At 60.8% G+C, this 25,167-nt stretch carries 31 protein-coding genes; 12 read left to right on the top strand and 19 right to left on the bottom strand.

Going from position 1 to position 25,167, the window contains the following annotated elements; translation table 11 throughout:
• The first annotated feature begins 339 nt into the window (after window positions 1-339).
• Both ttcA and KKY_RS08870 read left to right on the top strand, forming a co-directional pair.
• Window positions 340-1,191 carry a tRNA 2-thiocytidine(32) synthetase TtcA gene (gene ttcA, locus KKY_RS08875; protein WP_014130990.1) on the top strand — a complete coding sequence of 284 codons (852 nt, stop codon included), beginning with the start codon at window positions 340-342 and terminating at the stop codon, window positions 1,189-1,191.
• Window positions 1,188-2,000 carry an inositol monophosphatase family protein gene (locus KKY_RS08870; RefSeq protein ID WP_014130989.1) on the top strand — a complete coding sequence of 271 codons (813 nt, stop codon included), beginning with the start codon at window positions 1,188-1,190 and terminating at the stop codon, window positions 1,998-2,000. Before ttcA ends, KKY_RS08870 begins: the two co-directional genes overlap by 4 nt.
• 123 nt (window positions 2,001-2,123) lie before the next feature.
• On the opposite strand, the gene KKY_RS08865 is transcribed toward KKY_RS08870, so the two are convergent.
• The 11 genes from KKY_RS08865 to purC form a co-directional block, all read right to left on the bottom strand.
• The gene (locus tag KKY_RS08865) at window positions 2,124-3,380 is read right to left on the bottom strand and encodes a multidrug effflux MFS transporter (protein WP_014130988.1); all 1,257 of its coding nucleotides are present in this window, start codon (window positions 3,378-3,380) and stop codon (window positions 2,124-2,126) included.
• A 98-nt stretch (window positions 3,381-3,478) separates the two neighbouring features.
• Window positions 3,479-4,714 carry an MFS transporter gene (locus KKY_RS08860; protein ID WP_014130987.1) on the bottom strand — a complete coding sequence of 412 codons (1,236 nt, stop codon included), beginning with the start codon at window positions 4,712-4,714 and terminating at the stop codon, window positions 3,479-3,481.
• Between the two features lie 163 nt (window positions 4,715-4,877).
• Window positions 4,878-5,213, bottom strand: coding sequence for a Grx4 family monothiol glutaredoxin (gene grxD, locus KKY_RS08855; RefSeq protein WP_041529268.1), 336 nt, complete (start codon window positions 5,211-5,213; stop codon window positions 4,878-4,880).
• A gap of 101 nt (window positions 5,214-5,314) precedes the next feature.
• Window positions 5,315-5,629: a DUF6665 family protein gene (locus KKY_RS08850; RefSeq protein WP_014130985.1), complete on the bottom strand. Its 315-nt coding sequence runs from the start codon at window positions 5,627-5,629 to the stop codon at window positions 5,315-5,317.
• Between the two features lie 7 nt (window positions 5,630-5,636).
• Window positions 5,637-5,870, bottom strand: a complete 234-nt coding sequence (locus KKY_RS08845; RefSeq protein WP_014130984.1) for a BolA family protein — start codon at window positions 5,868-5,870, stop codon at window positions 5,637-5,639.
• Window positions 5,871-5,916: 46 nt separating this feature from the next.
• Window positions 5,917-8,127: a phosphoribosylformylglycinamidine synthase subunit PurL gene (purL, locus tag KKY_RS08840; protein WP_014130983.1), complete on the bottom strand. Its 2,211-nt coding sequence runs from the start codon at window positions 8,125-8,127 to the stop codon at window positions 5,917-5,919.
• A gap of 29 nt (window positions 8,128-8,156) precedes the next feature.
• The gene (locus KKY_RS08835) at window positions 8,157-8,783 is read right to left on the bottom strand and encodes a Pr6Pr family membrane protein (protein ID WP_014130982.1); all 627 of its coding nucleotides are present in this window, start codon (window positions 8,781-8,783) and stop codon (window positions 8,157-8,159) included.
• Window positions 8,784-8,797: 14 nt separating this feature from the next.
• The gene (purQ, locus tag KKY_RS08830) at window positions 8,798-9,466 is read right to left on the bottom strand and encodes a phosphoribosylformylglycinamidine synthase subunit PurQ (RefSeq protein ID WP_014130981.1); all 669 of its coding nucleotides are present in this window, start codon (window positions 9,464-9,466) and stop codon (window positions 8,798-8,800) included.
• Window positions 9,467-9,597: 131 nt separating this feature from the next.
• Window positions 9,598-10,683, bottom strand: a complete 1,086-nt coding sequence (locus KKY_RS08825) for an acyltransferase family protein (RefSeq protein WP_014130980.1) — start codon at window positions 10,681-10,683, stop codon at window positions 9,598-9,600.
• A gap of 319 nt (window positions 10,684-11,002) precedes the next feature.
• Window positions 11,003-11,245 (bottom strand): phosphoribosylformylglycinamidine synthase subunit PurS, encoded by a 243-nt coding sequence (gene purS, locus KKY_RS08820; RefSeq protein ID WP_014130979.1) that lies wholly within the window; start codon window positions 11,243-11,245, stop codon window positions 11,003-11,005.
• A gap of 42 nt (window positions 11,246-11,287) precedes the next feature.
• The gene (gene purC, locus KKY_RS08815; protein ID WP_014130978.1) at window positions 11,288-12,052 is read right to left on the bottom strand and encodes a phosphoribosylaminoimidazolesuccinocarboxamide synthase; all 765 of its coding nucleotides are present in this window, start codon (window positions 12,050-12,052) and stop codon (window positions 11,288-11,290) included.
• Between the two features lie 283 nt (window positions 12,053-12,335).
• On the opposite strand from purC, the gene KKY_RS08810 reads away from it, so the two are divergent.
• The 5 genes from KKY_RS08810 to KKY_RS08790 all read left to right on the top strand — a co-directional run bounded on the left by KKY_RS08810 (window position 12,336) and on the right by KKY_RS08790 (window position 14,563).
• Window positions 12,336-12,662 carry a DUF1476 domain-containing protein gene (locus KKY_RS08810; RefSeq protein WP_014130977.1) on the top strand — a complete coding sequence of 109 codons (327 nt, stop codon included), beginning with the start codon at window positions 12,336-12,338 and terminating at the stop codon, window positions 12,660-12,662.
• A 13-nt stretch (window positions 12,663-12,675) separates the two neighbouring features.
• Complete coding sequence (locus KKY_RS08805) at window positions 12,676-13,086, top strand: DUF1801 domain-containing protein (protein WP_014130976.1); 411 nt, start codon at window positions 12,676-12,678, stop codon at window positions 13,084-13,086.
• A 192-nt stretch (window positions 13,087-13,278) separates the two neighbouring features.
• Window positions 13,279-13,593 (top strand): ArsR/SmtB family transcription factor, encoded by a 315-nt coding sequence (locus KKY_RS08800; RefSeq protein ID WP_014130975.1) that lies wholly within the window; start codon window positions 13,279-13,281, stop codon window positions 13,591-13,593.
• Window positions 13,590-13,910 carry an SRPBCC family protein gene (locus tag KKY_RS08795; protein ID WP_014130974.1) on the top strand — a complete coding sequence of 107 codons (321 nt, stop codon included), beginning with the start codon at window positions 13,590-13,592 and terminating at the stop codon, window positions 13,908-13,910. Before KKY_RS08800 ends, KKY_RS08795 begins: the two co-directional genes overlap by 4 nt.
• Window positions 13,911-13,957: 47 nt before the next feature.
• On the top strand, window positions 13,958-14,563 hold the full coding sequence (locus KKY_RS08790) for an ATP-dependent Clp protease proteolytic subunit (protein WP_014130973.1): 606 nt from the start codon (window positions 13,958-13,960) through the stop codon (window positions 14,561-14,563).
• Between the two features lie 123 nt (window positions 14,564-14,686).
• Here the strand turns inward: KKY_RS08790 and KKY_RS08785 are convergent, their stop codons facing one another.
• From KKY_RS08785 to KKY_RS08770, 4 genes are all read right to left on the bottom strand, one after another.
• Window positions 14,687-15,238 carry an RBBP9/YdeN family alpha/beta hydrolase gene (locus KKY_RS08785; RefSeq protein ID WP_014130972.1) on the bottom strand — a complete coding sequence of 184 codons (552 nt, stop codon included), beginning with the start codon at window positions 15,236-15,238 and terminating at the stop codon, window positions 14,687-14,689.
• A 351-nt stretch (window positions 15,239-15,589) separates the two neighbouring features.
• The gene (gene purB, locus KKY_RS08780) at window positions 15,590-16,894 is read right to left on the bottom strand and encodes an adenylosuccinate lyase (RefSeq protein ID WP_014130971.1); all 1,305 of its coding nucleotides are present in this window, start codon (window positions 16,892-16,894) and stop codon (window positions 15,590-15,592) included.
• Window positions 16,895-16,929: 35 nt separating this feature from the next.
• Window positions 16,930-17,604 (bottom strand): ribulose-phosphate 3-epimerase, encoded by a 675-nt coding sequence (gene rpe / locus KKY_RS08775; protein WP_014130970.1) that lies wholly within the window; start codon window positions 17,602-17,604, stop codon window positions 16,930-16,932.
• A 90-nt stretch (window positions 17,605-17,694) separates the two neighbouring features.
• Entirely contained in the window at window positions 17,695-18,543 is an 849-nt protein-coding gene (locus KKY_RS08770) for a DMT family transporter (protein WP_014130969.1), read from the bottom strand.
• A gap of 145 nt (window positions 18,544-18,688) precedes the next feature.
• On the opposite strand from KKY_RS08770, the gene KKY_RS08765 reads away from it, so the two are divergent.
• Both KKY_RS08765 and KKY_RS08760 read left to right on the top strand, forming a co-directional pair.
• Window positions 18,689-19,426, top strand: coding sequence for a cytochrome c biogenesis CcdA family protein (locus tag KKY_RS08765; RefSeq protein WP_014130968.1), 738 nt, complete (start codon window positions 18,689-18,691; stop codon window positions 19,424-19,426).
• Window positions 19,427-19,557: 131 nt separating this feature from the next.
• Entirely contained in the window at window positions 19,558-20,739 is a 1,182-nt protein-coding gene (locus tag KKY_RS08760) for a GNAT family N-acetyltransferase (protein ID WP_041528665.1), read from the top strand.
• 58 nt (window positions 20,740-20,797) lie between these two features.
• On the opposite strand, the gene radC is transcribed toward KKY_RS08760, so the two are convergent.
• From radC to KKY_RS08740, 4 genes are read right to left on the bottom strand one after another with little or no spacing between them, the layout of a single operon-like run.
• Complete coding sequence (radC, locus tag KKY_RS08755) at window positions 20,798-21,517, bottom strand: RadC family protein (RefSeq protein ID WP_041528664.1); 720 nt, start codon at window positions 21,515-21,517, stop codon at window positions 20,798-20,800.
• Complete coding sequence (gene map / locus KKY_RS08750) at window positions 21,514-22,350, bottom strand: type I methionyl aminopeptidase (RefSeq protein WP_014130965.1); 837 nt, start codon at window positions 22,348-22,350, stop codon at window positions 21,514-21,516. The genes radC and map overlap by 4 nt, the downstream gene beginning before the upstream one ends.
• Before the next feature lie 32 nt (window positions 22,351-22,382).
• Window positions 22,383-23,084, bottom strand: a complete 702-nt coding sequence (sfsA, locus tag KKY_RS08745) for a DNA/RNA nuclease SfsA (RefSeq protein ID WP_014130964.1) — start codon at window positions 23,082-23,084, stop codon at window positions 22,383-22,385.
• A gap of 12 nt (window positions 23,085-23,096) precedes the next feature.
• Window positions 23,097-23,444 (bottom strand): DUF3088 domain-containing protein, encoded by a 348-nt coding sequence (locus KKY_RS08740; protein ID WP_014130963.1) that lies wholly within the window; start codon window positions 23,442-23,444, stop codon window positions 23,097-23,099.
• Window positions 23,445-23,613: 169 nt separating this feature from the next.
• Between KKY_RS08740 and KKY_RS08735 the strand changes: the two genes are divergently transcribed.
• The 3 genes from KKY_RS08735 to KKY_RS08725 are packed head-to-tail and all read left to right on the top strand — an operon-like array spanning window position 23,614 to window position 25,156.
• Window positions 23,614-24,387 (top strand): competence/damage-inducible protein A, encoded by a 774-nt coding sequence (locus KKY_RS08735; RefSeq protein WP_139305021.1) that lies wholly within the window; start codon window positions 23,614-23,616, stop codon window positions 24,385-24,387.
• Window positions 24,384-24,878 carry a xanthine phosphoribosyltransferase gene (gene gpt, locus KKY_RS08730; protein ID WP_014130961.1) on the top strand — a complete coding sequence of 165 codons (495 nt, stop codon included), beginning with the start codon at window positions 24,384-24,386 and terminating at the stop codon, window positions 24,876-24,878. The genes KKY_RS08735 and gpt overlap by 4 nt, the downstream gene beginning before the upstream one ends.
• A complete protein-coding gene (locus KKY_RS08725; RefSeq protein WP_014130960.1) occupies window positions 24,878-25,156 on the top strand; it encodes an ASCH domain-containing protein in 279 nt (92 codons plus the stop codon). The genes gpt and KKY_RS08725 overlap by 1 nt, the downstream gene beginning before the upstream one ends.
• Window positions 25,157-25,167: the final 11 nt, after the last annotated feature.

Here is a 25,167-nt window from a genome sequence, read left to right as displayed (position 1 = left end):
ATTCGGCACATGCAAGAGTAAGAAAGGGCGGTATCTGGGCCGATCCAAGGCAATTGACCGGTTTTTGACAAGAATGCGTAGCGACCCGTTGATGGGAGGGCAAGGCTTGAACGATATGGAGGTGCAAGCCGGATCGCAGATTGGTTCCTGACGGGTCCGGCTCGAACGGGTTGACAGCGACCTTGTTCTGCGTCACTGGGCCGGGTGACCCCTAAGTGGGGTTTCGCCCGGCCTGCAGACGTCAAATCGGCCGCCTCCCCCTTTTCCCGCGCCCCGGCGGCATGTATCAAGCGCATGCGCCGAAGCTTCACTCTTTAATTGGCGTGAGAAGGGTTCAAAATGAGCATTGCCGAACCGATCGCGGATATCGACGATTCCTGTCCGGCGCTGTTCCGCAACGCGCCGGCGGGTGTCGAATTCAACAAGCTGCGCAAACGCCTGATCCGTCAGGTGCGCGAGACACTCGATACCTATGGAATGATCAGACCGGGTGCGAAGTGGCTGGTGGCCCTGTCGGGCGGCAAGGACAGCTACGGGTTGCTGGCGGTGCTGCTCGATCTCAAATGGCGCGGGCTTTTGCCGGTCGAATTTCTGGCGTGCAACCTCGATCAGGGACAGCCGAACTTTCCCAAACACATCCTGCCCGAATTTCTCGAAAGCAACGGGATCGCGCATCGGATCGAATATCAGGACACCTATTCGATCGTTACCGACAAGCTGCCGGCCGGTGCAACGTACTGCTCGCTGTGCTCGCGGCTGCGGCGCGGACATCTTTATCGCATCGCGCGCGAGGAAGGATGTTCGGCGCTGGTGCTGGGTCACCATCGCGAGGATATTCTGGAAACCTTCTTCATGAACCTGTTTCACGGGGGAAAGCTGGCGGCGATGCCGCCGAAACTGCTCAATGACGAGGGGGACGTCGAGGTTCTGCGGCCCCTGGCGCTGTGCGCCGAGGCCGATCTCGCCCGGTTTGCCGAGGCATTGGAATTTCCCATCATCCCCTGCGATCTGTGCGGCTCACAGGACGGGCTCCAGCGCAATGCGATGAAGGCGATGCTCGACGATTTCGAGCGCAAGATGCCGGGGCGCAAGGACGTGATGATCCGGGCGCTGGGCAATATCAATCCCAGCCACATGCTGGACCCGAAACTTTTCGATTTCGCCGCGCTGGCGGCGGGGGTGGACCAATGAATATCGAGCGCCTGACCGCCATCCTGCGCGAGGCCGCAAAAACCGAGATCATGCCGCGCTTCCGGCGGCTCGACGAAGGCGCGATCCGCACCAAGTCCCATGTTCATGATCTGGTGACCGAGGCTGACGAGGCTTCCGAGCGTTTCATTACCAATGCCATCAAGACCGCGTCGCCCCAGACCGTGGTGATCGGCGAAGAGGCGGTGGCGGCCAACCCGAAACTGCTCGACACCCATTTCGAAAACGAGACCGTGGTCTATGTCGACCCGGTGGACGGCACGTGGAATTTCGCCGCCGGCTTGCCCTTGTTCGCGGTGATGGCGGCGGTGGTCCATAAGGGGGAAGTGGTTGCAGGGGTGATCTACGATCCGGTCGGTGACGACTGGATGATGACCGAGCGTGGCTGCGGGTGTTTTCAGGTGTTCCCCGATGGGCGTATGCTGGCGCAGAAATTTGCCGATCCGGTGCCGCTGGACGAAATGGCCGGAACCGCGTCGGCGTCCTATATCGCCAAGGAAAAGCGGGCCGAGATTCTGGGCAATCTGGCCAAGGTGCATACGCTGGCGGCCTATCGCTGCGCGGGGCATGAATATCGGCTGGGGGCGGGCGGCAGCCTCAACTTCATGATGTACAACAAGCTCACCCCCTGGGATCACGCCGCGGGATCGCTGATGATGGTGGAAGCGGGCGCCCATGTCGCCCATTTCGACGGGTCACCTTACAGGCCCGCCCATATGGAGGGCGGGCTTCTGGTGGCAGGCAGCAAGGAGAGCTGGGACGAGCTGCGCCGTGAGGTGTTTACGCTTTAGAGCATTTCCGCTTTTCTTCGAATCGCGAAAATCCTCTAAGTTGTTGTTTCTTCGCGCGTCCGAACCGCAAAACCGTTTCCACTTTTGCTGGACGCGCTCTAGCCTATCGGCGGGCACTGCATCTCAGTGTATATCGGCCGGCACTGCGTCTTCGCGGTATTCTTCGCCGACGCCAAACAGTTTGCCGTTTTCCGCGATCAGGATGAAGCCCAGTGCTACACAGCCGAGGACGAAGTATCCCGCGGCAATGGGCGTGATCGTGCCGTTATAGAATTGACCGATCGCCGTGCCGATCAAGGCGCCGCCAACCGTCTGGATCAGCCCGAAGACGGCTGACGCGGTGCCGGCGACCTTGCCGAGCGGCTCCATGGCCAGTGAGTTGATATTGGCCATCGACCAACCGAACATGAACATGATGACGGCAAGGAACGCCAGGAACAGCCAGAGCGGCATGAAACCGGTGAGCGAGACAAGGAGCCAGATGCCGCTCATCACCGTGAAGACCAGCATGGCGCCATGGCTCAACCGCCGCATGCCGATTTTCCGGACCATGCGCGAATTGGTGTAGGAGGAAACCGACATCAGCCCGGCAATCGCGGCAAAGGCCACGGGGAAATAGGCGCCCAGGTCGTAGATGTCGACATAGATCTGCTGAGCGGTGCTGATAAAGCCGAACAGGGCGCCGAACACAAACATTGCCGAAAGCCCGTAGCTGAAGGCCATCTTGTTGGTGAAAACCAGCCGGAAGCCCTCCACGATCACCTTAAGGCGCAGGGCACGGCGGTTTTCCGGCAGCAATGTTTCGGGCAGCCGCAGGAACGCCCAGATTGCGATGACCAATCCGAGTGCGGCCATGAAGAAGAAGATGTACTCCCAAGGACCGGTCAGCAGGAGGACCTGGCCGACCGCCGGCGCGATGACCGGAATAATCATGAACACCATGAACACAAGCGACATCACCTCGGCCATCGCCCGGCCACCAAACCGGTCGCGCACCAGGGATGTGGCGATCACGCGCGTCGATGCGGCGCCCATGCCCTGAACAAAGCGAAGCACCAGAAGCGTTGCAAATGTCGGCGAGAATGCAGCGGCAAAGGCCGCGATGACATAGATGACCAGACCGACCATGAGCGGAGCACGGCGCCCGAAACGATCCGAAAGCGGGCCGAACGCGATCTGGGCCGCGCCGAATCCGAGCATATAGGCGGTGAGCACATAATGGCGGTCGTTTTCATTCATCACCCCCAGCGCCTCGCCCATATAGGGCAGCGCAGGCAGCATGACATCGATTGCCATGGCGTTGAGCGCCATGAGCCCTGCAATCAGGGCAATAAATTCTGGCCGGGAAACGTCCCGGGTCGCGGCGGTGGTGGTCGTCATGGGGATACCCTGGAAATGGCAAGGCCGGGACTCGTCGGCCCGGCCTTGTTGGTAAAGCTTGAACCCCTCTGCCGGGTTTGGCAACCCTAAAATCGGCACTAGCCGATGGGGGCAGGTTGAGGGCCAATGAAGGCGGGCGCCTTGACTTCCTTGATCGGGATGTGAATTGCCGCCGAGAGCAGGCCGATGATAATGCCCAGATACCAGACGGCGTAGTAATCGCCGGTCATGTCGTAGGAGACGCCCCCCAGCCAGACCCCGAAGAACGATCCGATCTGGTGCGAGAGGAAGGCAACGCCATAGAGCATGCCCATATAGCGCGGACCGAAGAAAAGGCTGACCAGTCCGGCGGTCAACGGCACAGTGGCCAGCCAGAGCATGCCCAGGGTTGCCGCGTAGATATAGGCGCTGACCTCGGTAATCGGCAGCAGCAGGAAGGCAGCGGTGCCAACGGCACGCAGCAGATAGATGACCGAAAGCAGGATCTGCTTGGGCAGCCTGTCGCCCAGCCAGCCGGCCAACAGCGAGCCCGCAACGTTGAACAGGCCAATCAGGCCCAGCGCCCAGGAACTGGCTTCCGGCGTCAGCCCACACTGGACAAGGAAAGCCGGAAAGTGGACCGTGATAAAGGCCAGATGGAAGCCGCAGACGAAAAAGCCGATGACAAGCAGGCGATAGGAACCATGGCCCAACGCCTTGGAGAGTGCCTGCATGAACGGCATATCGGCGTCACCCGGCGCGCTTTGGGTCTGGCCGCGCAGCATTGTCGAGAGCGGGACAACCATGAGAATGATAAGCCCGAGATAGACCAGCGCCGTCTGCCAGCCGAAATTCGAGATGAAAGCCTGACCGAGCGGAGCGAAGACGAACTGACCCATGGACGACGCGGCGGTGGCGATGCCGAACACAAAGGAGCGCTTTTCCGGCGGAACGGCGCGACCAAAGGCTGCCATGACCACGCCGAACGAGGCCGTACCGATGCCGACGCCCATCAGGACGCCGCCGGTGAGCATGAATATGCCCTCGGTTGGCGTGATGGACCACAAAAACAGGCCCAGCGCATAAACCAGGGCCCCCGCCGCAAGAACACGTCCGGTGCCGAACTTGTCGGCCATGCCGCCGGCGAAGGGCTGGGTGATGCCCCAGACAAGGTTCTGGATGGCCAGCGCCATGGCAAAGCCCTCGCGCGACCAGCCGAGGTCCTCGGTCATGGGCAGGAGGAAAATGCCGGAGGTGGAACGGGCGCCAAAGGTCACCATGGCGATGAAGCAGCCGGCCACGATGATGACAGGCAAGGGGACCGGCAGGACGCGGCGGGCGGTTATGGCGGACATTTTTCGGGATTCCACTTTTATCGTCGGATAACGATAAAGACTTCCGAGCGTGTCACAAACGAAAAAAAGCGATGGATATCATCAACAGAATTGATCTAATGCCGTCGGCAACAAAAAAGCCCCAAGCGAGGCCTGGGGCTTTTTTGTTGCGGCGATTGGCCGGTCAGGCGGTTTGCTTGACCGGAATGCCGGCGTTTTCGAAATGGGTCTGGAGCTCGCCGGCCTGGAACATTTCACGGATGATGTCGCAGCCGCCGACGAATTCGCCCTTCACGTAGAGCTGGGGAATGGTGGGCCAGTTGGAATAGTCCTTGATGCCCTGACGCAGCTCGTCGGTTTCAAGGACGTTGGCGGAATTGTATTCGACGCCGAGGTAGTTGAGAATCTGGACGACCTGTCCCGAAAACCCGCATTGAGGAAAATCGGGCGTGCCCTTCATGAACAGGAAGACGTCGTTGGACTTCACCTGCTGGTCAATAAATGCGTTGATGTCGCTCATCACAAATGTCCTTTCGGCCCGTTGGGGAGGTTCGGGGCGTTGATCGGCGTTTCCCGATAGATAGGGGATGATGGTGGCCATGTCGAGGTCACCCCCTTCAATCATCGGCGAACGGCACCCAGCCCGTTTAGCACTTCGCGGGGAATTGCGAAGGCGGCGATCACGTCCTGATGGCGCTTGAAGCCGCACAACTCGCGCTGGACGAAATAAGCCCATACGGCATTTTGCGCGGCGGCGAGCTGTTCGGTGCGTTCGCCAGGCGTGGCAGTGTTATAGGCCGAAACGGTCTTTGCGACCCGTTGTTCGGCGGCACCGAGCGAGGCGGCGCGCTCGCCCATGATCTCGTGTTCGAGAACGGCATGGCCGCCTTCGGGATTGACGGCCCTGATAAGATCGAGGCTGTCGCGCAGGCTCATTTCAGGCTCAATCGGGGGCGTTGGTGGTCAGCGCCAGGGCATGCAATTCGCCGCCCATATTGCCTTTGAGCGCCTGATAGACGAGCTGGTGCTGCTGCACGCGGGATTTGCCGCGGAACTCCTCGGAGGTGACGGTGGCGGCGTAGTGGTCGCCATCGCCGGCCAGATCGCGGATATCAACCTTCGCATCGGGGAGAGCCTGTTTGATGAGGGTCTCGATTTCGGCTGCATCCATTGGCATGTGAGGCACTTTCTTTCTTGTCGTGCTGTGGTGAGCACGTCGGAACCTAGTTGATTGTAGCGCCCATGAAAGTCGGAAACCAGCCTTCGTAGGCGGCATTGAGATCTGCAATCGATATGGACCGGGCCGTGCCCAGCTTCAAGGTGTCGCCGCCCGTTGTGCCGATAATGGCGGCGGAAACGGGGGAGGCGGCCACGATTTCCTCGGCCGCGTTGGCGGACGCGGTAACGACATAGCGGCCCTGATCCTCACCGAACCAGGTGGCGAGGGTTTCGTGTCCGGGTGCCGGGATTTCAGCGCCGATGCCCGATTTGATCGCCGCTTCGGCCAGGCCGAGGGCGAGCCCGCCATCGGACAGATCGTGGGCCGAGCGCACTTTGCCGCTGCGGATGAGGGAAAGGACGAAAAGCCCAGCCTTTTTCTCATGGTCGAGGTCGACGTAAGGCGCATTGCCTTCGCGGCGGCCCAGAACGTCGCGCAGATAGGCCGATTGGCCCAGATGGCTGCCCCAGTTTTCGGGGGCGCCAATCAGGACGATCACATCGCCTTCGCGGGCGAAACCGGCGCGGGCCATTTTCGCATGGTCTTCGATCAGACCGACGCCGGCGATGGTGGGTGTGGGCAGGATGCCTCGGCCATTGGTTTCGTTGTAGAGCGAGACATTGCCCGAAACGATGGGGAAATCGAGCGCGGTACAGGCCTCGCCAATGCCTTTGATGGCGTGGACGATCTGGCCCATGATTTCGGGACGCTCGGGATTGCCGAAATTGAGATTGTCGGTGGCCGCGAGCGGTTCGGCACCGGTGGCGATCAGGTTGCGCCAGCATTCGGCAACGGCCTGCTTGCCGCCCTCGAAGGGATCGGCTTCGCAATAGCGCGGATTGACGTCCGAGGAAAAGGCCAGCGCCTTTGTGGGGTGGCCATCGACGCGCACGACGCCGCCATCGCCGCCTGGGGTCTGGAGCGAATTGCCCTGAATGAGGGTGTCGTATTGCTCATAAACCCAGCGGCGGGAGGAATGATTGGCGGAGTTGAGGAGCGCCAACAGGGCGTCCGCCACATCCGTATCGGGCACCGTTGCGGGATCGAACGGGGCGGGCAGTGTCGGGGCGACCCAGGGGCGGTCGTATTCGGGGGCCTCGTCGCCCAGTTCCTTTATGGGAAGGTTGGCGACTTCATCGCCCTGGAACAGAACGCGGAAGCGCAAATCGTCGGTGGTCTTGCCGACGGTGGCGAAATCGAGTTCCCATTTCTCGAACACGGCGCGGGCCTGGGCTTCCTTTTCAGGATGGAGGACCATGAGCATGCGCTCCTGGGATTCGGACAGCATCATCTCGTAGGGCGTCATGCGCTCTTCGCGGACAGGGACGGCATCGAGGTTGAGTTCGATCCCCAGATCGCCCTTGGCGCCCATTTCGACGGCCGAGCAGGTGAGGCCTGCCGCGCCCATGTCCTGAATGGCGATGACCGCACCGGTCTTCATCAGTTCGAGACAGGCTTCGAGCAGGCGCTTTTCGGTGAAGGGATCGCCGACCTGGACGGTGGGGCGCTTTTCCTCGATGTCGTCGCCAAATTCGGCCGAGGCCATAGTCGCGCCACCGACGCCATCGCGTCCGGTCTTGGCCCCGAGATAAACGACGGGCAGGCCGACGCCCTTGGCTTCGGAGAGGAAAATCTTGTCGGCATCGGCAAGCCCGGCCGCAAACGCATTGACGAGGATATTGCCATTGTAACGGGCATCGAACTGGACTTCACCGCCAACCGTGGGGACGCCGAAGGAATTGCCATAGCCGCCGACGCCGGCCACGACGCCTGAGACGAGGTGCTTTGTCTTTTCGTGATTGGGCTCTCCGAAGCGCAGGGCGTTCATCGCCGCGATGGGGCGTGCGCCCATGGTGAAGACGTCGCGCAGGATGCCGCCAACGCCGGTCGCCGCGCCCTGATAGGGCTCGATGAAGGACGGGTGGTTGTGCGATTCCATCTTGAAGACGACGGCCTGACCATCCCCGATATCGACAACGCCCGCATTTTCGCCCGGTCCCTGCAACACGCGGGGGCCCTTGGTTGGCAGCGTCTTGAGCCATTTTTTCGAGCTCTTGTAGGAACAGTGCTCGTTCCACATGGCCGAGAAGATGCCGAGTTCGGTGAAAGTCGGTTCACGCCCGATCAGGTCGAGAATCTTCTGGTATTCGTCAGGCTTGAGGCCGTGATTGGCGACGAGTTCGGGGGTGATTTCGATGTCGTTGCGGAGGGTCATGTGGGGTGATTTCTGGAAACGGTTCGGGATCAGGGCGCGATTGGATTTTTTCGTCCAAGCAGACGATCGAGAAAAATTGCAAACATACAAAGTACGGCGAGGCCCACGGCGACCATCAAGGCGTTGACGAGGACACGCTCATAGCCCAGGGCCGCAACGTCGAGGGGCGGATAGGGGTACTCGGCAACAAGGGCACCTCTGGCCAGAGTATAGAGAAAATAGATCAGCGTTGGGACCAGCATGAGGGGCAGGTTGCGCCAAGCCAACTGGCCATGCGGCACGAATCCGATCCACCAGACGATATAGAGCGTGGGTGCAACGTAGTGGAGCAGGGTGGTTGCGAGCAGATGCGGACCTTCGAAATCCTGAAGCGGCGCCAAAAGGAAATGATAGAAAATCATTACAAGTGTGATGACGCCTGCCATCATGCCGCGCATGACCGGGTGCCGAGCCCAGGCCAGCGGCTTTACGGGAAACAAGGTCCCGGCATAGGCCAGAATCAGGCCGGTGTTGGACAGGATGGTTAGATAGCTCAGGAAATGGATGTTGGCGGTCAGAAAATTGTGGCCGGTGCCATAGAGCGCCGGCATGGACAACGACCATTGCAGGCCTATCGCAACCAGGCCGTTGGCCAGCCCGACCGCCGCAAGCAGCATTTGGCCCGTCCCGTTCATGCAGGTAGGCCTAGAAGACCCGCGAAAAGGTTTCTGCCGTCTTCGCCGCCATGGGCGGGCTCGATGAGGTTTTCCGGGTGCGGCATCATACCCAGCACATTGCCGCGCTTGTTGGTGATGCCGGCGATATTGTTGATCGAGCCGTTGGGGTTGGTTTCGGCGGTGTAGCGGAAGACCACCTGGCCGTTGTCCTCGAGCGATCTGATCGTGTCGTTGTCCGCGAAATAATTGCCGTCATGGTGAGCGACCGGGCAGCGGAACACCTGGCCCTGCTCGTAGCGGCGCGAGAAGGGGGTGTTGGCGTTGGCGACTTCGAGGTTGACCTCGCGGCAGACGAATTTGAGCGAAGCGTTGCGCATCAGGGCGCCGGGGAGCAGGCCGGCTTCGGTGAGGATCTGAAAACCGTTGCAGACACCGAGGACATGAACGCCCTGCTCGGCGCGCTCACGGATGATATCCATCATGGGCGAGCGGGCGGCGATGGCGCCGCAGCGCAGGTAATCGCCGTAGGAAAAGCCGCCGGGAATGACAATCAGGTCAACATCGGGCAGTTCGGCATCCTTGTGCCAGACGACAGCGGGCGGCGTGCCGCCGATCTTTGTCAGCGCCGCGATCATGTCGCGTTCGCGGTTGAGGCCGGGAAAGACAACGACTGCGGACTTCATCGCGCTACGTCTCGCTTCTTGGAATTTGGGGGCTGAACCGGATGGCCGCCTTGTCGGGATTCTGGCCGCAAAATGCAAGGGGATTCGTACGCTCGCGCATACGAATCCCCTCGATAGTGTTCAAGCAAGGTCTATTCGGCCGGGACGGATACCGGTGGCCGGGTCCAGCGGCTCCCCGGCGCGCCGGGGAGATGGGCCCAGGCCGGGCGTTCGAAGAGGAACTTGCCGAACCCGGTTTTGCCGATAATCCAATAGAGGATCAGCGGGCAGACGATCGCGACGATCAGGCAGGCAAGGCTGGCGATGCCGGCATCGATTTCGGGCATGACGCGCAGCAGTACCGTCCGGAAACTGCCCATGGGAATAACGAAGCTGAGATAGATGACGATGGAATGGGCGCCGATCCAGCGCAGCCAATCCATGGATGCAAGGCGCGCGAGCAGCACCGAGGCCGCGCAGATGGCGGTGGCGCCGGCCATGGCCATGATAAAGTTTGCCCCCGGGATATGAGCGACGCCGCTGGTCACGACCCCATAGGTGACGGAATGGCCCGGAGAAAACACCAGAGCGCCATTGGCAAGCGCCCAGGCGGCAAGCCCGGCGATAGCGCGTGCGGGATGGGACTGGATCCATTCAGCCAGCCTGAAGACGGCCGGTGCCAGAGCGTAGCCGGCATAGAAATAGACGAAATACTCGGCCACGTAATTGACGATTGAGACCGGCGTCGCGACGGGGGCAATAGATGCCGCAGCGGCCACGATCAGCACGGCAATATGGGGCACGCGCAACTGAAAGAGCAGCTTGGCGATCAGGCCGTAAACCGCCAAAGCGTAAATGAACCACAGGATGGAATAGGGCTCGTAGATGGCGCTGGCCGTAAGGGCGAGCGTGCCGGCGGGGTCGCGGTCGACGATCAGGTGCTTGAAGGTTATCAGGATCACCGCCCAGAGCGCATAGAAATAAAGGTAATGGACGACGCGGCGGTCGGCGAAGTTGCGCCATGGGCGGGCGATGACCGCCGAGAGGAAGAGGCCCGAAACCAGAAAGAATTCGGGCATGCGGAACGGGGTGGCAAAACCAAGGATATAGTGCATGAAGCCGACCCGTTCGGTCGCTTCGCCCACTCCGTAGGTGGAATGCATCATCACCACGAGGATGATGGAAAGGCCCTTGGCCACATCGACCCAGGCGTGGCGGTGTTTTGTCGTTTCGGTCATGGCGCGTCCCCAAGCAAAATTCGGGGCCATGATAGGGCAGCGGACTAAAAGGTGCCTTTCACCAATGATTACAAATGAAAGCGTGGTTAAGAATGCGAAAAAGCCGGAGCGGTGCTCCGGCTTTTTCGGGTTTTTCATGCGCCTGGAGGCGGCAACCGGGGCGTTATTTAAACCACAGGGACAGTGCCGTAGGCGGCAACCATCACCCCGATGGCAAGAAAGAACAGAGCGGAAAGGGACACGGTCTTCAACATTTCAGGCATACTCCATGGCGCGCGGACGCGACAAACTGCGCAAAGTTTAAATTAAATGGGAGAGGTTAACCGATGATCTCTACTGCGTAATTTTCGATCACGGTGTTGGCGAGAAGCTTTTCGCACATCCTCTCGATTTCCGTTTTGGCATTAACGGGGTCGGTGGCCGAAAGTTCCAGGTCGAATACTTTGCCTTGCCGGACGGACTCGACGCCGGCAAAGCCGAGACCTTCGAGTGAACCTTCGATGGCCTGACCCTGGGGGTCCAGCACACCTGCTTTCAAAGTGACGATGACTCGGGCTTTCATGACGATCCGTTTGGCCTTTTCGGGTTGGGCGGAGAGATGCGATTACTGAACGAGCCGGGGGCCCGTGGTCAGTGCGTTATCGGCTTCAACGAGAATGCCCAGACGCTGGGCGACTTCGCGATAGGCATCGACGAGCCCGCCGAGGTCTTCGCGGAAGCGGTCCTTGTCGAGCTTGTTACGGGTCTTGATGTCCCAGAGCCGGCAATTGTCGGGCGAGATTTCGTCGGCGAGCACGATGCGCATCAGGTCGCCCTCATAGAGCCGGCCGCACTCGATCTTGAAATCGACGAGCTGGATGCCGACGCCCATAAACAGGCCGGTCAGGAAATCGTTAACGCGCACGGCAAGCGCCATGATGTCGTCGAGCTCCTGGGGATTGGCCCAGCCGAAAGCGGTGATGTGCTCTTCGGAGACCATGGGGTCGCCCAGCGCGTCGTCCTTGTAATAGAATTCGATGATCGAGCGGGGAAGCTGGGTGCCCGATTCAAGGCCCAGACGCTTGCACAGCGATCCCGCGGCGACATTGCGCACGACCACTTCGATGGGGATGATCTCGACTTCGCGGATCAACTGTTCGCGCATGTTGATGCGGCGCACGAAATGGGTGGGAATGCCGAGCGTGTTGAGCTTGGTGAAAATGTATTCGGAAATGCGGTTGTTGAGCACGCCCTTGCCGTCGATGATCTCGTGCTTGGCGCCATTGCCGGCGGTGGCGTCGTCCTTGAAGTGCTGGATCAGCGTGCCGGGCTCGGGGCCCTCATAGAGCACCTTGGCCTTGCCTTCATAGATTTTGCGACGACGGTTCATTTCACGGTGTCCCGTTATAGTGCATGCGAAAAGCGGGTCGGAATTTGCGCGCACTCATGCGCCTTTTTGGGTCGCCAATGCAAGCCCTTTAATGGGCGGGGGAAGGCGATCCGGGGTCTTCATACCGCGATTCCGCCGGCTGTTGCGGAAAATCTGCTATAAGGGTTTATGCAGGTGCCATCCGGCCGCGCAGCAAGTTGATTTCACTGGCCATACCGCCTATCTGAAATCTGAAACCGCGCGGTGCGCGCACCGGAACCAAACAAGGCCGAGGGATTGAGACATGTCTTCATTCGAGGAACGCGAAAGAGGCGAGGAAGCCAAATTTGCCCATGATGCATCGCTGCGGTTCAAGGCCGAGGCGCGCCGCAACAAGCATCTGGCCCACTGGGCAAGCAACGAAATGGGCGTGACCGAAGCCGATGCGATCGCCAATTACGTCGCCGAAGTTATTGCCGCCGACATGACACAGGCCGGCCCCGCCGATGTGGTGCGCAAGATCAAGGCCGATTTCGACGCCCGGAACGTGGATATCGATGAAAAGACCATCGAGGCCAAGGTCGCCGAGTTCGATATCAAGGCGCGGAGCGAGGTGCTGGCGGAAGCTTAATTCCCGGGCGCGAATGGCGGGTGGCATGAAAGGCATCAAACACGAAAGCATCGCTGCCTATCACGCGGTCCTGGCCGATGAGGACCGCGCGATCTGCGACCGGCTGCGCGCCGTCATCGACCGGACGTTGCCGGAGGCCGAGAGCAAGATCTGGCACGCTCATCCGGTATGGTTTCTGGATGGCAATCCGATCGTTGGATACAGCAAGCTCAAGCATTGTGTGCGGCTGTTGTTCTGGAGTGGGCAATCCTTTGCGACGCCGGGGCTGGCGCCGGAAGGAACTTTCAAAGCTGCCGAAGCCCGCTTCACCGAGGCCGGGCAGGTGGATGACGATCTGCTGATGCAGTGGCTCGAGGAATCGCGCAAGACGCAGTGGGACTACAAGAATCTCATCAAGAAGCGGAAGCTGGAACGGCTGAGCTAGCGCGTGTCCAGCAAAAGTGGAAACGGTTTTGCGGTTCGGACACGCGACAAAACAAAGGCTTAGAGCCAAGGATTTGATTCAATCAAATCCTGAATGGTTCTAGGATTTGACCCGATCCAATCTGCCCCCCCGCGTGTGATCGACGCGGGGTTTTTTGTTGCACAACAGATAAGTGTGTGCTTATTTGTTGGCATGGATGATGATTCTCTTTTCAGGGCGCTGGCCGATCCCACACGGCGCGCGATTTTTGAACGACTGGCCAGCGGGCCGAGCAATGCGAGCGGCTTGCGCGAAGGGTTTGGCATCAGCCAGCCGGCGATGAGCCAGCATTTGGGGGTGCTGGTTGGCGCGGGACTGGTGCGTCAGGAGCGGGAGGGCCGGTTCGTCAATTACGAAGTCGATCCGGCCGGTATCGGGCGGATCGGAAACTGGTTGAGGCGCTACCAGGTCTATTGGCCCAGTCGGATGGCCGATCTTGATGAGGTTTTGAGGGAGATGGACCAATGAGCGAGACGATCGAGATGGAATTTTCCTTCGATGCGCCGCCCGAAAAGGTCTGGCGGGCCGTGTCCATCGCTCAGTATCGCGAGCGCTGGCTGCCGGGCGCCGATCTGGCGCAGGACGAGCCGGTGGCGGTCGAGGAGGGGAGCGCCGTGAGCTATCACATGCGCGACAGCCTGCCGCCGCATGAGGAAAGTGTGGTGACCTTCCAGATTGCCGCCGATGGCGCCGGAGGCACGCGGCTCGAAATCATTCAGCGCCTCGTGGCGGAGGTGCCGGCCGCCGCCAACGCCAATGGCGAGACGATGATGCTGGCCGCCTAAACCCACCGTCCAAGTCCCTATCTCTATCCAAGCAATGGAGGTCGCCCATGCGCGACACGATGCAACTCGTCCCCATGGTGGTCGAGCAGTCCCAACGCGGGGAACGATCGTTTGATATCTATTCGCGCCTGCTGCGTGAGCGGATCGTTTTCGTCAATGGCGAGATCAACGATGCGATGGCCTCGCTGGTGTGCGCGCAGCTTCTGTTTCTGGAGGGCGAAAATTCGAAAAAGCCGATCCAGATGTACATCAATTCCTATGGCGGCGTGGTGACCAGCGGGCTGGCCATGTATGACACAATGCAGTTCATCCGCTCGCCGGTGCATACGCTGTGCATGGGCACGGCCCGGTCGATGGGCTCGTTTCTCCTGATGGGCGGGGAAGCCGGTTTTCGGGCCGCGTTGCCCAATGCCAGCCTGCATGTTCACCAGCCTCTCGGCGGCTTTCAGGGGCAGGCGAGCGACATGCTGATCCATTCCGATGAAATGCAGCGCACCAAGAAGCGGATGATAGAGCTCTACGCCAAACATTGCGGGCGCAGCTATGAGGAGGTCGAAAAGACCCTCGATCGCGACCGTTTCATGACGCCGCAGGAGGGTAAGGAATGGGGGTTGATCGATACGATCATGACCGAGAGAGCGCCAGTTGAGTGATGGCGGTCTGCAAAACGCAATCTCCTGCACTTCCGGTGCTCGCGTACTTTCAAGTACGCTCCGCTCCGGTTCGCGAAGATCGCCCTTTTCGACTCGCCCTGACCCAACCGCTCACTGCTGCGGCTATATCCGGCTCATCAACCGCGTGAACATCAACAGCCCTTCGGGCCATGGGCCATGGCCGGATTCGATGTTGATGTGGCCGACATCGCCGGCGACGTGGAAATCGGAGCCCCAGCAGGCGGCAAATTCGGCGGCGCGCTCCACGCTGCAATAGGGATCGTTCGAGGACGCGACCAGCATCGATGGAAAGCGCAGGGGATCGGAGGAAAGTCCCCGGAAGGGGGAGGTGGCGGCGGGAACGTCGGGATGCTCGTCCACATCGGGCGGCGCGACGAGAAACGCGGCCTTCACCTTTGTGTCGGCCTGGGTCTGGCTGGCGGCGACGATGGTTTGGACGCCGAGCGAATGGCCGACCAGCACGACGGGCCGCGTGGCCATTCTGATTTCGCGTTCGAGTGTTTCGAGCCAGCCGGCGAGCGTGGGCGAATCCCATTCGTCCTGCTCGACGAATTTGGCGTTGCGGATCTTTTCGACCCAGCGGTGCTGCCAGTGGCCGGGGCCGGAATGACCCAGCCCGGGAACGATGAGGATGTCGGCGTCTGCGGTTTTCATAACACGATTACTTGGTGGATTTCGGCCGGCAGCGCAAGGGGGCGCGAGAGGCCGGACCGGAGATGGCGAACTGGCCAGACGCGGGAGCCTACTGACAAGAACTGTCAGGATGTTTCTGTTATGTTCTCATTCCAACGGAGAGCGGAAATATGACTGAATGGAGATTGGAACGCAGGGGTTCAGCGACTGGCTCGCGGGTCGGAACGGTGGTCGATTTTCTGACGGCCGCCCTGGCATTCGTCAGGCGACCCGGGCGCGGTCGGGCACAGGAGGTGCCCGACTCGCTGCGGGTGGATATCGGGTTGGAACCGAAGGAAAGCCCTCGGACCTGGAGAGACTATCGCTAGGATGCTACTCGCCGAAGACGCGCTTAAAGATCGTGTCCACATGCTTGAGGTGATAGGCGTCATCAAAGCTCGCATCGATCTGCTCGTCGGACAGCTTTGCCGAAACGTCGGGATCGGCCTTCAAAAAATCGGGAAATTTGCCTTCTCCGCGCCAGACCTTCATGGCGTTGCGCTGGACGGCGGAATAGCTTTCCTCGCGGCTCATACCGGCCTGCGTCAGGGCGAGCAGGAAGCGCTGGGAATTGTGGAGGCCACCAAGCTTGTCCATGTTGGCCTTCATGTTCTCGGGATAGACCACGAGATTTTCGATGACGCCGGTCAAGCGCGCCAGGGCGAAATCGAGGGTCACTGTCGCGTCCGGGCCGATCATGCGTTCGACCGAAGAGTGCGAAATGTCGCGCTCATGCCAGAGCGCCACGTTTTCGAGCGCCGGGGTGACCATGCCGCGCACGAGGCGGGCGAGGCCTGTGAGGTTTTCGGTCAGCACCGGGTTGCGCTTGTGCGGCATGGCCGACGAGCCCTTCTGACCCTTGGAGAAGAACTCCTCGGCTTCGAGCACTTCGGTGCGCTGAAGGTGACGGATTTCAGTGGCCAGGCGCTCGATGGACGAGGCGATGACGCCGAGGGTGGCGAAATACATGGCGTGACGGTCGCGCGGGATGACCTGGGTCGAGACCGGTTCGACGGCAAGGCCCATCTGCGCGGCGACATATTCTTCAACAGACGGATCGATATTGGCGAAGCTGCCGACGGCGCCCGAGATCGCGCAGGTGGCGATTTCCGCGCGCGCGTTGACCAGACGCTCGCGGCAACGGGAAAATTCCGCATAGGCCTGCGCCAGCTTTACCCCGAAGGTGGTCGGCTCGGCATGAATGCCGTGGCTGCGGCCGATGGTGATGGTGTTCTTGTGCTCGTAGGCACGCTTTTTAAGCGCGGCGAGCAGGGCGTCGAGATCGGCGAGCAAGAGATCGGCGGCGCGGGCGAGCTGGACCGACAGCGTGGTGTCGAGCACGTCGGACGAGGTCATGCCCTGATGGACGAAGCGGGCCTCGGGGCCGACGATTTCGGCAAGATGGGTGAGGAAGGCGATGACGTCGTGCTTGACCTCACGTTCGATCTCGTCGATGCGCTCGACGTCGAATTTGGCGTCCTTGCCCTTGGCCCAGATTTCGTCGGCGGACGCCTGCGGCACGACGCCCAGTTTGGCCTGCGCGGTTGTGGCGTGCGCTTCGATTTCGAACCAGATCTTGAACTTGGTCTCGGGTGACCAGATGTCGACCATCTGTTGGCGGGAATAGCGCGGGATCATGGGCTTAGGGTCCGTCGTTCAAAGATTGATTCAGATTATCGGGCCATCGCGGCGTCGCGGATGGCCTTGATGCGGGGAGCGTAGGTGGCGGCGTCATTGCCCTTGTAAACTGCGGAGCCCGCGACCAGCGCGGTCGCGCCGGCTTTTGCAAGCGCGCCGGAATTGGATGGGTCGACGCCGCCATCGACCTCGATCTCGATTGCGCGGTCGCCGATCAGGGCTTTTGCCTGTTCGACCTTGGCAATGGCCTGGGGGATGAAGGCCTGACCGCCAAAGCCAGGATTGACGCTCATTATCAATATAAGGTCGAGCTTATCGATGACGTGCTGGATAGCGGAAACGGGGGTTGCCGGATTGAGCGCCACACCTGCCTTTTTGCCCAGCGCCTTGATGGCCTGGAGCGAGCGGTCGAGATGGGGGCCGGCTTCGGCGTGAATGGTGATGATATCGGCGCCCGCCCTGGCGAAGGCTTCGATATAGGGATCGACGGGGGCAATCATCAGGTGCACGTCGAGAACCTTATCGGTCACCGGGCGGATGGCCTCGACGATCAGCGGGCCAATGGAAATGTTGGGGACGAAATGGCCGTCCATTACATCCACATGCACCCAGTCGCAGCCCGCCTGATCGATGGCGCGGACTTCGTCTCCCAACCGGGCGAAATCGGCAGAAAGGATGGAGGGGGCGATCTTGATGGGATGGCTGGTCACGGCGAACCCCGGATGATGGTGTGTTGGCGGGCTTGTTAGTATGGCGAGGGCAGGAATCATAGTCCCAAAAGGTCTGATCTGCCTGTTTGCTCACCGCCTGCGCCGTTCGGCGGCCAATAGCGCGATGGCCACGCCGCCGAGAATGCCGATCGCAGCGAGCGCGAGCCGCAGCGTGAACATTTCCCCGATGATGAACGCACCGCCAGCGGCAGCAATTGCCGGAACTGTCAGTTGTACTGTCGAGGCCTGAACGCGTGAGAGAGACGGCAGCGCCATATACCAGACAGCGTAGCCGAGCCCGGAAGCAATGGCGCCCGAGGCGATTGCATAGGCGACGCCAAGGTATGTGACGGGGGCTGTCAGGAGCCCCAGGCCCGCGAGAATAATCGCAACGGGCAAGCATCGCACGAAATTGCCCGCGGTGTCGGCCAGTGCTGACTTCGATCCGCGTCCGATCAATGAATAGGCGGCCCAAGACATTCCGGCCAGTGCCATAAGCACTGTGCCGAGCGGATGGGGCGCCGCCAGGCCCGGCGAGACGAGATATGCGAGCGAGGCAATTGCAAGTGCGATGCCGATCCATTCGATTGTGCCCGGTCGGTCGCCTCTGAATACCGCCCATCCGAGCATGCTCATCTGCACGCTGGTGAACAGGATCAGCGCTCCGAGGCCGGCACCGAGCATCAGATAGGCGACCGAAAAGAAGATTGCGTAGCCAAAAAGCGCGGCGGCACCCGGCCAGCTTCCGCCTATTCTGCGGGCGGCGCCTGCGTGTGGACCCCAGATCAGCAGCCCATAAAGCAGTACGGCTCCGGCGATCAGCCGGATTCCGGTGTAGCTTGCCGCATCGATTGCACCGTCAGCGAGCGCCAGACGTGCGAGGACGGAATTGGCGGCGAAGGCCAGCATGGCAATGGTCGTCAAGACGATGGTGCGCATACCAATCCCTCCGGGCCGCAAGGTAAGCTAGCCGTAAATACCTTCGGCCGCCACCGATCATCAAAACGTTGCGATGAGACAAAACAAGCCATTGCGCCCCATACGCACACCGTTACAAGTCCCGCATCGGTTTTCGGGAGCGGAAATGTTCGGATTCGAATTGCCAGCAGTTTTCGGGGCCGGGATCCTGAGTTTTCTCAGTCCCTGCGTGTTGCCGCTGGTGCCGGCCTATCTCACATATATGTCGGGCGCGACGTTCGAGCGTTTGCGCGAGGAGGGAGTCGCGGGCGGGCGGCTTTATGGCCGGACACTGGTGACGGCGCTGGCCTTCGTCCTCGGGTTTTCGCTGATCTTCATCGCATTCGGAGCGACGGCGACCTTTTTCGGGCAAGCGCTGCGCCGCGCGCTTCCGGTCCTGATGCCGCTGGCCGGCGTGGTCATCATCATAATGGGGCTGCATTTTCTCGGACTGTTGCGGATTTCCTGGCTCTACCGCCAGTTTCGCTTCGAAGGGCCGAAAATGGCCAGCGGGCCGCTGGGCGGATTTCTGCTGGGTCTGGCCTTTGCCATTGGCTGGACGCCGTGCATCGGCCCGATGCTGGCGGCCATCCTGACCGTGGCGGCGAACCAGCAGACGGCCTGGGAAGGCGCTTCCCTGCTTGCCGTCTATTCAGCCGGGCTGGGCGTACCCTTCATTCTCGCAGCGCTTGCCCTGGGACCGTTCCTTTCATTTTTTGAAGGCTTCAAGAAGCATTTGGGGACTGTCGAGAAGGTTATGGGAGCGCTGCTGGTGGTTGTCGGCATTTTGTTCCTGACCGGCAATTTCACCCGTCTGGCGTTCTGGATGCAGGCCAATTTCGAAGTGCTGAACAGGTTCGGCTAGAAATCGCTTAACCATAGCCCCAGACAAATTTGTCCGTGGTCCGATTTCGCGCAACACGACGCGATCACGAAACCGCGAGTTTACCCCTTGGGTCCAAGGTCCTTGCCGGATCAATTGGGGGATCAGCAGCAATGTCGGCACTTTCTGCCATGGCGGACCCTGAGCCGGAGTGGGTCTCGGCAAAGGCATCTGTCAGCGTGTACCAGCGGATCGAAGACGTGAGCGATGCCTGGCGGCGGCTTGAAGGGCCCAACTGCACACTGGCTTCGCAGAAATACGGGCTGGTCAGCGCATGGATCGAGGCAGGTGAAATTGCGGCCGCCGATTGCGCATTTATCGTCATCGAGATGGCTGGCGCGCCTGTCGCATTGCTGCCGCTGGTGCGAAGGCGGGCCTATGGGCTGCGCGTAGCGACCTGGTTCACCGGCGATCATCTGGGATCGTATGCACCGCTCATCGATCTTGAACGGTGGGGGACTGTTTCGGACGGTGAACAGGCGCGCCTGTGGCGGCAGGGGTTTGCGCTGCTTGCCCGCTGCGATCTCGTTCACCTGCCCGATATCCCGGCCGCGTTTGCTCAGGCGAGCGGGCTGAGCGCGGCGTTCGGCGGTCGAATGCTTTCCGATGGCGTACATATTTCGCGCTATGGCGATTGGGCGTCGTGCGATGCCGAGCGCCGCGACAAGCGCCGCCGCAAGGTCGATCGTCAGCAGGGCAGCAAGCTGGCAGGGCAGGGAGAAATCGGTTTTGAAGTCGTTGCAGCCGGCGCGGAGGCAGATGGCATCATCGACACGATGTTTGCCCACAGGGCCGAGCGTTTCAAAGTTCAAGGCATCCGCGACCCGTTCCGGTACGGCCCGATCAAGGGATTCTACAAGCGCGCGATGCAGGGCGCGGGCGGTATTCTGCATGTGCTGCGCCTCGACGGTGAAGTGATCGCCGTTCGCTACAACATCGAAGCGGGCGGAGGGCTTTATTCACTCATCACCTCCATGCATCCGTCCCCGGAGATGCAGTTCGGCTCGCCGGGCAAGCAAAATCTGCTTCGTGCGATGGAGGCAAGTTTTGACGGCGGCTATGGGTTCATCGATATGGGCAAGGGCGAAAGCGACGAGAAACGCCTCTGGTGCAATGAAAAACAGCCGCTTATGGCGTTCGCTCACGCACTGACGCCCATCGGACGCGTCGCAGCGGCAGGACTGGCGGTTGGCGAAAGGGCCAAGGGCGCAATCAAGAATCATCCAGAGCTTTTCGATATGTATCGCAAGCTTCGTGCGCGCTTTGGCGGACGCGTACACAGCGCCAGGACCTGATTGCGTTCCTGGGTCCAGTTGATTCGCCGAATCCGAAAACCGCAATAAGCAACGAAATTTAAAACAGCTTCATGCCGCGCAGCGAGGTGTGGGTGGATTTGCCCACGATGATATGGTCGTGCACCGTGATGCCGAGCGGCTTGGCGATATCGGCGATCTGGCGGGTCATCTGGATGTCGGCCGATGAGGGGGCAGGATCACCGGAGGGGTGATTGTGGACGAGGATCAGCGCGGTGGCCGAGAGTTCGAGCGTGCGCTTTATGACCTCGCGCGGATAGACCGGCGTGTGATCCACGGTGCCGATCTGCTGCACTTCGTCGGCGATCAGCTTGTTCTTCTTGTCGAGAAACAGGATGCGGAACTGCTCGACGGTTTCGTAGGACATCGAGGCCTTGCAGTAGTCGATGACCTCGGCCCACGAACCAAGAACCGGACGGTCGTGGACGGCATCCTTGCCGATGCGCTGGGCGGCGGCGAGGATGACCTTGAGATCGGTGATCGCCGTTGGACCGAGACCGTCGATCTCCTCGAGCAGGTGCGGCGGTGCGCCGATGGCTTCGGAAAAGCTGCCGAAGCGTTTGAGCATGGCCTTGGCGATGGGCTTGGTGTCGCGACGGGGCAGGATGCGGAACAGCAGGAGTTCGAGAAGCTCGTAGTCCTGTAGCGCCGACGCGCCGCCTTTGGTAAAGCGCTCGCGCAGCCGGTCGCGGTGCCCGTGATAATCGGGTGCCGCTTCCGCCAATCCATTCGTGTCGCTTGCCCCCGTTTTCGACGTCATGGATTGTTGCGGGTCTCCAGGGGATTGAACAATCCGCGTGGCGAGAGGGTGAAAACCTCGTTTCCGGTTTCGGTGACGCCGATCGAATGCTCGCACTGGGCCGAAAGCGTCCGGTCACGGGTGACTGCGGTCCAGCCGTCATTGAGGATTTTGACCTGCGGCCGGCCGAGATTGATCATTGGCTCGATCGTGAAAATCATGCCGGGCTTGAGTTCGACCCCCGTTCCGGGATTGCCGAAATGCATGATGTTGGGCTCGTCGTGGAACAGGCGGCCCAAGCCGTGGCCGACGAAATCGCGGACGACGCTGGCGCGTTCACCCTCGGCATAGCGCTGGATGGCCGCGCCGATATCGCCCGTGGTGTTGCCCGGTATGGCGGCCTCGATACCCAGCCGGAGGCTTTCATAGGTGATTTCGATCAGCCTCTCGGCCTTGCGGGAGATTTCGCCCACCGGATACATGCGGCTCGAATCGCCATGCCAGCCATCGACGATCAGGGTGACGTCGATATTGACGATATCGCCGTCGCGCAGCGGTTTGTCGCCCGGCATGCCGTGGCACACGACGTGGTTGATCGAGGTGCAGGTGGAATAGCGGTAGCCGCGGTAATTGAGCGTTGCCGGGGTGGCGCCGTTGTCGCGGGCAAATTCGTAAACGAAGCGGTCGAGCCTGGCGGTGGGGACGCCCGGTTCGACCATGGGCACGATAAGATCGAGCACTTCGGCGGTCAGTGCGCCAGCCTTGCGCATGCCGGCAAAACCTTCCTCGCCGTGCAGCGGGATGACGCCGGGCATACGCTTTTTCTTGGCCGCCGCTTCGACATAGGTGGTCATTGTCGTCTCCTGTTGGAGGCAAGGTAATCGGCTCACTCCCGTATGGGAAGGGGGGTGCCGAGGGTGATTGCTTGAGATGTTATATCGGTGGCGTAGCACAATGCCTCAACCCCCGCCGCGCGCGCATCGCCGAATGCTCTGGCATAGGCGCCGTCGATATCGGCGGCGAGGGTGAATTGGGTGCAGTCACCGCGCTGGACGAGATAGAGCATTATCGCCCTATGGCCCTCGTCAACCATGCGCGCCAGATCGGCCAGATGGCGGGCGCCGCGGGTGGTTACCGAATCGGGAAATTCGGCCAGCCCGGCGGCGCGCACGAGATGGACATTCTTGACCTCGAGATAGCAGTCGGGGAGGCCTTCGCCTGTCAAAAGGAAGTCGACGCGGCTTTTTTCGGCGTATCTGACCTCGGGCCGGACGCAATCATAGGCGGCGAGTTCGGGAATGGCGCGCGCACGCAGCGCCTCACCGACGATGCGGTTGGGGTGGGCTGTGTTGATGCCCACGATGCCGGTGGGCAGTTCGACCAGTTCGAGCGAATAGGCAAGCTTGCGCTTGGGGTCGTCCGATTTCGAGAGCCAGACGGGCAGGCCCGGCATGGCCAGCCCGGTCATCGCGCCGGGATTGGCGCAGTGGGCGGTGAGGATTTCTCCTGTCTCCAGAGTCACATCGGCGAGAAAGCGCTTGTAGCGCCTTATGAGTGTGCCGCGAACGAGGGGAGAGGGAAAATGCATGGATAGGCTGCGTCACGGGTGCGGATGGGGAAAGCCGTGGCGTTCCGAAAGCGCGACCAGAATCCGGTCCTTGTCGTTGATGAAGGCCCGGCCCTCGAACGTGCCGGACTGGCGTTCCGATGTCTGGCCATTGGCGAGCACGAGAAGCGGCAGGGACTGGTTGGCCTCGCCGACCATTGCAATCACCGGGTGGCGCGGTCTGGGCCATTCGACGCGTTCGATATCGAGCTTCTCTGCCAGTGCGGGGAATGACGCGAGTACGCCTTCGAGCAGTGCACAGTGCCAGCAATAAAACCGCTGGCCAGGATAGGCAGGGTCCTCAAAGTCCGGCCGGAGGAGAAAAAGCTTGTCTCGGGTCATTGAGGGCTCCACGCGTTCCTGCCGACCCGACCCCGATTGCCCGAGAATCGATCCAACCGCAAGCGAGTGATTGAAAGCGTTTGGGGATGGAGTGTGCCGGATTTGGCGTCGCGCTTGATTTTTTTGGGCGGTAAGGGCATCCATGACGCTTGTTTTTTCAGGCGGCCAAATGTCCTCATCTGTCGTTACAGCCGGTCTCATCGTCATCGGAGATGAAATCCTCTCGGGACGGACAAAGGACGTCAATATTGCCACCACGGCGCAGTTCTGCACCGATCTGGGGATCGAGTTGCGGGAAGTGCGGATCGTATCGGACGATACCGACGCGATCATTGAGGCGGTCAACGCGCTGCGTGCCCGCTATAGGTATGTTTTCACCACCGGCGGGATCGGGCCTACCCATGACGATATCACCGCCGATGCCATAGCGAAGGCGTTCGGGGTCGATTTGCCGATCAATGACCAAGCGCGCGCCATGCTCGAAGCGCGCTGGGCCGAAAGCGGTACACCCGCGACGCCGGCCCGGCTGCGCATGGCGCGCATTCCGGTCGGGGCCGATCTGATCGTCAATGCCGTTTCAGCCGCTCCGGGTTTCCGCATCGGCAATGTGCATGTGATGGCGGGCGTGCCCAAGATCATGCAAGCCATGCTCGAAGCGATTGCGCCAACGCTTGAAGGTGGTCGCAAGGTGGAAAGCCGCACGGTGGCTGCTGCCGTGGGAGAGGGCGCGGTCGGCGACCCGCTGGGGGAAATTCAATCGCGCTATGAGGACGTCAAGATCGGGTCCTATCCGCAGATGGGGAATACCCATGTGATGACCTATCTCGTCTTGCGCAGTCACGATATTGAACGGCTCGAACGGGCCACAGCGGACGTGCAGGCGCTTGTCGACCGTCTTCACGCCGAAAAGAACATCGTTTTGCCCAAGGAACCTTACGCATGACCCCGCAGAACAAATCCTTCCCGGTCTCCTGGGATCAGTTTCACCGTGATTCCCGGGCGCTTGCCTGGCGGCTGACGAGCGAAGGGCCTTTCCATTCGATCGTCGCGATTACCCGTGGTGGCCTCGTGCCTGCCGCGATCATCGCCCGCGAGCTCAACATAAGGGTGATCGAAAGCGTCTCGGTCAAATCCTACGACCATCAAAGCCAGGGCAAGATTTCAGTGCTCAAGGCAATCAATTCCGATCTGATCGCTGCCGACACATCGGGCGAAAAACTGCTCATCATCGACGATCTCGTCGATACCGGCGCCACGGCCCGCGCGGTGCGCGACATGCTGCCCAACGCCCATTTCGCGACCGTTTACGCCAAGCCGCAGGGGCGCGAGATGGTCGACAGCTTCATCACAGAGGTCAGCCAGGACACCTGGATTTTCTTCCCGTGGGATCTGGACTTCACCTATGCGGCGCCCATAGCGGGCGGCACCGACTGATGCTCATCAAGCTCGAGGTGCTCGAGAAGATAAAATCGGGTGAAATCACGCTCCAGTTCCGCCGCTGGCGGCGTCGGACGGTCAAGGCCGGCGGAACGCTCAAGACCAAGGTCGGTGTTTTGCAGATCGGCGCTATCACGCCGATAAGGGCCGAAGACGTTACCGATACGGATGCCCGACGTGCGGGCTTCCGTGACGTGGCAGACTTTCTGGTCTGGCTCGATACCATGAAACAGGGTGAACTGGACCGTATCGAGGTCAGCTACAAGGGGGAGTAACCCTCTGGCGA

It is taken from the genome of Pelagibacterium halotolerans B2 (assembly GCF_000230555.1).
Lineage (GTDB): Bacteria > Pseudomonadota > Alphaproteobacteria > Rhizobiales > Devosiaceae > Pelagibacterium > Pelagibacterium halotolerans.
This window is presented reverse-complemented; position numbering and strand designations above follow the sequence as displayed.

Excerpts from the sequence above, each read along its gene's own strand:
- grxD (WP_041529268.1), bottom strand. The coding sequence starts at position 5,213 with ATGAGCGACATCAACGCATTTATTGACCAGCAGGTGAAGTCCAACGAC.
- sfsA (WP_014130964.1), bottom strand. The coding sequence starts at position 23,084 with ATGCATTTTCCCTCTCCCCTCGTTCGCGGCACACTCATAAGGCGCTAC.
- KKY_RS08865 (WP_014130988.1), bottom strand. The coding sequence starts at position 3,380 with ATGACGACCACCACCGCCGCGACCCGGGACGTTTCCCGGCCAGAATTT.
- purL (WP_014130983.1), bottom strand. The coding sequence starts at position 8,127 with ATGACCCTCCGCAACGACATCGAAATCACCCCCGAACTCGTCGCCAAT.
- ttcA (WP_014130990.1), top strand. The coding sequence starts at position 340 with ATGAGCATTGCCGAACCGATCGCGGATATCGACGATTCCTGTCCGGCG.
- KKY_RS08850 (WP_014130985.1), bottom strand. The coding sequence starts at position 5,629 with ATGAGCCTGCGCGACAGCCTCGATCTTATCAGGGCCGTCAATCCCGAA.
- purS (WP_014130979.1), bottom strand. The coding sequence starts at position 11,245 with ATGAAAGCCCGAGTCATCGTCACTTTGAAAGCAGGTGTGCTGGACCCC.
- KKY_RS08725 (WP_014130960.1), top strand. The coding sequence starts at position 24,878 with ATGCTCATCAAGCTCGAGGTGCTCGAGAAGATAAAATCGGGTGAAATC.
- KKY_RS08835 (WP_014130982.1), bottom strand. The coding sequence starts at position 8,783 with ATGCTGCTTGCGGCGGTCGGGCTGGCCAACGGCCTGGTTGCGATAGGC.
- KKY_RS08795 (WP_014130974.1), top strand. The coding sequence starts at position 13,590 with ATGAGCGAGACGATCGAGATGGAATTTTCCTTCGATGCGCCGCCCGAA.
- radC (WP_041528664.1), bottom strand. The coding sequence starts at position 21,517 with ATGACGTCGAAAACGGGGGCAAGCGACACGAATGGATTGGCGGAAGCG.
- KKY_RS08740 (WP_014130963.1), bottom strand. The coding sequence starts at position 23,444 with ATGACCCGAGACAAGCTTTTTCTCCTCCGGCCGGACTTTGAGGACCCT.
- KKY_RS08735 (WP_139305021.1), top strand. The coding sequence starts at position 23,614 with ATGTCCTCATCTGTCGTTACAGCCGGTCTCATCGTCATCGGAGATGAA.
- KKY_RS08810 (WP_014130977.1), top strand. The coding sequence starts at position 12,336 with ATGTCTTCATTCGAGGAACGCGAAAGAGGCGAGGAAGCCAAATTTGCC.
- gpt (WP_014130961.1), top strand. The coding sequence starts at position 24,384 with ATGACCCCGCAGAACAAATCCTTCCCGGTCTCCTGGGATCAGTTTCAC.
- KKY_RS08860 (WP_014130987.1), bottom strand. The coding sequence starts at position 4,714 with ATGTCCGCCATAACCGCCCGCCGCGTCCTGCCGGTCCCCTTGCCTGTC.
- KKY_RS08760 (WP_041528665.1), top strand. The coding sequence starts at position 19,558 with ATGTCGGCACTTTCTGCCATGGCGGACCCTGAGCCGGAGTGGGTCTCG.
- KKY_RS08790 (WP_014130973.1), top strand. The coding sequence starts at position 13,958 with ATGCGCGACACGATGCAACTCGTCCCCATGGTGGTCGAGCAGTCCCAA.
- purB (WP_014130971.1), bottom strand. The coding sequence starts at position 16,894 with ATGATCCCGCGCTATTCCCGCCAACAGATGGTCGACATCTGGTCACCC.
- KKY_RS08825 (WP_014130980.1), bottom strand. The coding sequence starts at position 10,683 with ATGACCGAAACGACAAAACACCGCCACGCCTGGGTCGATGTGGCCAAG.
- KKY_RS08805 (WP_014130976.1), top strand. The coding sequence starts at position 12,676 with ATGGCGGGTGGCATGAAAGGCATCAAACACGAAAGCATCGCTGCCTAT.
- purQ (WP_014130981.1), bottom strand. The coding sequence starts at position 9,466 with ATGAAGTCCGCAGTCGTTGTCTTTCCCGGCCTCAACCGCGAACGCGAC.
- KKY_RS08800 (WP_014130975.1), top strand. The coding sequence starts at position 13,279 with ATGGATGATGATTCTCTTTTCAGGGCGCTGGCCGATCCCACACGGCGC.
- KKY_RS08845 (WP_014130984.1), bottom strand. The coding sequence starts at position 5,870 with ATGCCAATGGATGCAGCCGAAATCGAGACCCTCATCAAACAGGCTCTC.
- KKY_RS08770 (WP_014130969.1), bottom strand. The coding sequence starts at position 18,543 with ATGCGCACCATCGTCTTGACGACCATTGCCATGCTGGCCTTCGCCGCC.
- purC (WP_014130978.1), bottom strand. The coding sequence starts at position 12,052 with ATGAACCGTCGTCGCAAAATCTATGAAGGCAAGGCCAAGGTGCTCTAT.
- KKY_RS08765 (WP_014130968.1), top strand. The coding sequence starts at position 18,689 with ATGTTCGGATTCGAATTGCCAGCAGTTTTCGGGGCCGGGATCCTGAGT.
- map (WP_014130965.1), bottom strand. The coding sequence starts at position 22,350 with ATGACCACCTATGTCGAAGCGGCGGCCAAGAAAAAGCGTATGCCCGGC.
- KKY_RS08785 (WP_014130972.1), bottom strand. The coding sequence starts at position 15,238 with ATGAAAACCGCAGACGCCGACATCCTCATCGTTCCCGGGCTGGGTCAT.
- KKY_RS08870 (WP_014130989.1), top strand. The coding sequence starts at position 1,188 with ATGAATATCGAGCGCCTGACCGCCATCCTGCGCGAGGCCGCAAAAACC.